The 3,206-nt window shown below is 66.3% G+C and carries 5 protein-coding genes; all 5 read right to left on the minus strand.

Features of this window, described 5'->3' with window-relative positions; translation table 11 throughout:
* Positions 1-74: 74 nt before the first annotated feature.
* The 5 genes from leuD to ACIPIA_RS13040 all read right to left on the minus strand — a co-directional run bounded on the left by leuD (position 75) and on the right by ACIPIA_RS13040 (position 3,095).
* Positions 75-677 (minus strand): 3-isopropylmalate dehydratase small subunit, encoded by a 603-nt coding sequence (gene leuD / locus ACIPIA_RS13020; RefSeq protein ID WP_400510161.1) that lies wholly within the window; start codon positions 675-677, stop codon positions 75-77.
* A gap of 26 nt (positions 678-703) precedes the next feature.
* Positions 704-1,126: a metallopeptidase family protein gene (locus ACIPIA_RS13025; RefSeq protein WP_400510163.1), complete on the minus strand. Its 423-nt coding sequence runs from the start codon at positions 1,124-1,126 to the stop codon at positions 704-706.
* A 17-nt stretch (positions 1,127-1,143) separates the two neighbouring features.
* On the minus strand, positions 1,144-1,389 hold the full coding sequence (locus ACIPIA_RS13030; protein WP_400510165.1) for a hypothetical protein: 246 nt from the start codon (positions 1,387-1,389) through the stop codon (positions 1,144-1,146).
* Between the two features lie 23 nt (positions 1,390-1,412).
* Entirely contained in the window at positions 1,413-2,831 is a 1,419-nt protein-coding gene (gene leuC, locus ACIPIA_RS13035) for a 3-isopropylmalate dehydratase large subunit (RefSeq protein WP_400510166.1), read from the minus strand.
* Between the two features lie 111 nt (positions 2,832-2,942).
* Complete coding sequence (locus ACIPIA_RS13040; protein ID WP_156134498.1) at positions 2,943-3,095, minus strand: hypothetical protein; 153 nt, start codon at positions 3,093-3,095, stop codon at positions 2,943-2,945.
* Between the last annotated feature and the right edge of the window lie 111 nt (positions 3,096-3,206).

Below are 3,206 nucleotides of genomic sequence, written 5' to 3' on the forward strand. Positions count from 1 at the left end.
GCCAGGCGCGATCGACCGAGGCATGGACGGTCGGGACAAGCCCGACCATCCCGCGCATCACGCATGCCGCCGGCTCACGCCCAGGCGCGCTGCTTCAGCTTGTCCTCGAAAGCCTCGATCTTGGAGGCCTTCTCCATGGTCAGGCCGATATCGTCGAGGCCGCTGAGCAGGCAGTGCTTGCGGAACGGGTCGATCTCGAAGCTGATCTCGCCGCCATCCGGGCCCTTGATCGTCTGCTTCTCCAAGTCGATCGTCAGCGTCGCGTTGGAGCCGCGCTCGGCGTCGTCGAACAGCATCTCGAGCTGTTCGGGCGTCACCTTGATCGGCAGGATGCCGTTCTTGAAGCAGTTGTTGTAGAAGATGTCGGCGAAGCTCGTGGAGATCACGCAGCGGATTCCGAAGTCGAGCAGCGCCCAGGGGGCGTGCTCGCGCGACGAACCGCAGCCGAAATTGTCGCCGGCCACCAGAATCTCGGCTTTCCGGTAAGCCGGCTGGTTCAGCACGAAATCCGGGTTCTCCGAGCCATCCTCCTTGTAGCGCATCTCCGAGAACAGCGCGGTGCCGAGGCCCGTGCGCTTGATCGTCTTCAGATACTGCTTGGGGATGATCATGTCGGTGTCGACATTGACCACCTTCATCGGGGCGGGCGTCGAGGTCAGCGTGGTGAAGGGCTGCATGGTCGTTGTCCTTGCGATGGGCCGGCTCAGCCGGCCGCCTGTTCGATGGCTTCCATGTCCTCGTCGGAGAAGCCGAAATGGTGGCCGATCTCATGGACCATGACGTGGGTGACGATGGCGCCGAGGCTCTCGTCATTCTCCGCCCAGTAGTCGAGGATCGGCCTGCGATAGAGGTGGATGGTGTTGGGCATCTGGCCGGTCTGCGGCGCGTAACCCTGCTGCGGCAGGCCGACGCCGCTGAAGAGGCCGAGCAGGTCGAAGGGGCTCTCCGCCTCCAGCTCCTTCAGCACGTCGTCCTCGGGGAACTCGGTGACGTTGAAGATGACGTCGGCGCAGAGCGCGCGGAACGCCTCCGGCAGGCGGTCGAAGGCAGCCTGCGCCAGCACTTCCAACGCCTCCTGGGATGGGGCCTTGGCGCCGTCCCAGTCGATGTCCGCGCTCTTGCTCACGACCGCATCCATGCCCATCACCACATCTTCAGCTGATGGCCGAGCCAGAAGGCGAGCACGATGACGCCGAGCAACGAGAGGGAGCGGCCGATGCGGCGGCCCCACAGCTCGATCCTGTCGCCCTCGGGCGCGTCGGCGCCCGAGAAGTGCTGCGCCGCCCGGTTCATCGACGAGCCGAGGACCGTCTCGCTGTCGCGCTTGACGCGCTCCAGCGCCGCCTTGGCCTCGGCTTCTCGCGCCGCCTCGCGGGGATCGTTCGTCATGATCGGCTCCCCGCGTTTGCCGCTCAGCCCAGCGTGCGGACGTCGACGAAGTGGCCGGTCAGCGCTGCCGCTGCCGCCATCGCCGGCGAAACGAGGTGGGTGCGGCCGCGATAGCCCTGGCGACCCTCGAAATTGCGGTTCGAGGTCGAGGCGGCGCGCTGGCCCGGCTTGAGCTGGTCGGGATTCATGCCGAGGCACATCGAGCAACCCGGCTCGCGCCATTCGAAGCCGGCCGCGAGGAAGATCTTGTCGAGGCCTTCCAGCTCCGCCTGCTGCTTCACCAGGCCGGAGCCGGGGACGATCATCGCGTAGTCGAGGCTGTCATGGATCTTCTTGCCCTCGACGATCTTGGCGACGGTGCGCAAATCCTCGATGCGGCCATTGGTGCAGGAGCCGATCCAGATGACGTCGAGCGGGATCTCGGTCATCTTGGTGCCGGCCGAGAGGCCCATATACTCCAGCGCGCGCTTCTTCGAGGCGCGCTTGACCTCGTCAGCGATCAGCTCCGGATCGGGCACCGCGCCGGTGACCGAGATCACGTCCTCGGGGCTCGTGCCCCAGGAGACGATCGGCGGCAGATTGGCTGCGTCGAGCCTCACGATGCGGTCGAAATGCGCGCCCTCGTCGGAACGCAGCGTCTCCCAGTAGCGGATGGCAGCGTCCCAGGCCTCGCCCTTCGGCGTCTTGGGGCGGCCCTGCAGATAATCGAAGGCCTTCTGGTCCGGCGCGACCATGCCGGCGCGGGCGCCGCCCTCGATCGACATGTTGCAGACCGTCATGCGGCCTTCCATCGTCAGCCCGCGGATGGCCTCACCGGCGTACTCGATCACCGAGCCGGTGCCGCCGGCCGTGCCGATCTCGCCGATGATGGCGAGCGTGATGTCCTTGGCGCCGACGCCGGGAGCAGGCGTGCCGTCCACCTGGACGAGCATGTTCCTCGCCTTCTTCTGGATCAGCGTCTGCGTGGCGAGGACGTGCTCGACCTCGGAGGTGCCGATGCCGTGCGCCAGCGCGCCGAAGGCGCCATGCGTCGAGGTGTGCGAGTCGCCGCAGACGATCGTCGTGCCGGGCAGGGTGAAGCCCTGCTCGGGGCCGACGATGTGGACGATGCCCTGGCGCTTGTCGAGCTCGTTGAAGTACTCGACGCCGAAGTCCCTGGCGTTCTTGGCGAGCGCCTCGACCTGGATGCGGCTTTCCTCTTCCTGGATGCCTTTGGAGCGGTCGGTCGTCTGGATGTTGTGGTCGACGACGGCGAGCGTCTTTTCCGGCGAGCGGACCTTGCGGCCGGTCATGCGCAGGCCCTCGAAGGCCTGCGGGCTGGTGACCTCATGGACGAGGTGGCGGTCGATATAGAGCAGGCAGGTGCCGTCGTCCTGCCGGTCGATGACGTGATCGTCGAAGATCTTGTCGTAGAGAGTGCGGGGGCCTGTTGACGCAGTCATGGCTTGGTCTCGGTCTTGGTAACTGTGATCCGGAAAATCGATGCAGCGCCGCGCCGGTCATTCCGTCGCGCACAAATCAGACGCCTGTCGCCGGCCGCGAAGCGGCCGGTCTCAGGCGCCGGTAAGGCCCGCAGCGATGGAGGCTGTGAAGCGGCCGAAGAAGCGCCACGGCAGGCGGGCATGGTCGTGCAGCGCGGCAAAGTCCTGCGTCGTCGGCAGGGGCGGCAGATGGCCCTCTCCCTGCACGGCGCTGAAGCGCTGCAAATGATGCTCACACGGCGACATGGCCACTATGTAGCAGTTCCAATGAAGGCGGACAATCGACGCCGCGCAGGAGCGTCATCGCCGTGACGCAGGGGTATGATCCGCCGTTGT

Origin of the sequence: Allobosea sp. CER48, from assembly GCF_044752385.1 — a bacterium.
Lineage (GTDB): Bacteria > Pseudomonadota > Alphaproteobacteria > Rhizobiales > Beijerinckiaceae > Allobosea.